1 protein-coding gene and 1 pseudogene are annotated in these 853 nt (G+C 65.4%); both read left to right on the forward strand.

The genetic code is table 11. The annotated features are described in order from the left end of the window. Nucleotides 1-495, forward strand: a 495-nt coding sequence (locus ACFQU3_RS16910; RefSeq protein ID WP_385911848.1) for a carbohydrate ABC transporter permease, incomplete at its 5' end; no start/stop codon positions are given. Beyond that, nucleotides 492-853, forward strand: a pseudogene (locus ACFQU3_RS16915) (hypothetical protein); the annotation flags it as partial. The gene ACFQU3_RS16910 and the pseudogene ACFQU3_RS16915, both read left to right, overlap by 4 nt.

Below are 853 nucleotides of genomic sequence, written 5' to 3' on the forward strand. Positions count from 1 at the left end.
CCGCAGACCGGCCTGCTCAACGCCATCCTCGGCTTCTTCGACCGCAGCCCGGTGTTCTGGTACGGCACGAGCGACCTGCACCTGAACAGCCTCATGCTCATGATCATCCTGATCTGGACGCAGGTCGGCTACTCCATGGTGCTGCTCTCGGCCGCGATCAAGAGCGTGCCCGAGGACACCGTCGAGGCCGGCCGCATCGACGGCGCCGGGGAGCGCAGGATCTTCTTCAGCATCGTCGTGCCGCAGATCTGGCCCACGGTGCTCACCGTCTTCATCACGGTCCTGATCGGCGTCATGAAGGTGTTCGACGTCGTCTACGTCACCACGAACGGCGCCTACAACACCGACGTCATCGGCCGCCGCTTCTACGACGAGCTCTACACCCAGGGCAACAACGGCTACGCGTCGGCGATCGTCGTCATCCTCCTGATCGCGATCATCCCGGTCCTGATCTACCAGGTCCGTCACTTCCGCGCCGAGGAGGCAGCCCGATGACCACGACAGTCCAGCCGGGAACGGGTACGCCGGCCGAGGAACCGCAGATCCTGCGGCACAGCAAGTACGGCACCGGAGCGGGATCGGCGACCTGGCCCGTCCGCGTCGGTCTGCTCATCCTGTGCATCGCCTGGATGGTGCCCGCCCTGGGCATGCTCGTCAACTCGTTCCGGCCCCGGGACGAACAGTTCTCCTCGGGCTGGTGGACCGCGTTCTTCAACCCGTTCGGCTCCGCCTGGACGATCCAGAACTACAACCAGGTGCTGACCTCCGACGCCGCCGGCATCCCGATGGGGCAGGCGTTCATCAACAGCTTCATCGTGGCGCTGCCCGCGACGGTCATCCCGATCCTCATCGC

The organism is Terrabacter sp. GCM10028922, assembly GCF_042666095.1.
Classification (GTDB): Bacteria; Actinomycetota; Actinomycetes; order Actinomycetales; family Dermatophilaceae; genus Terrabacter.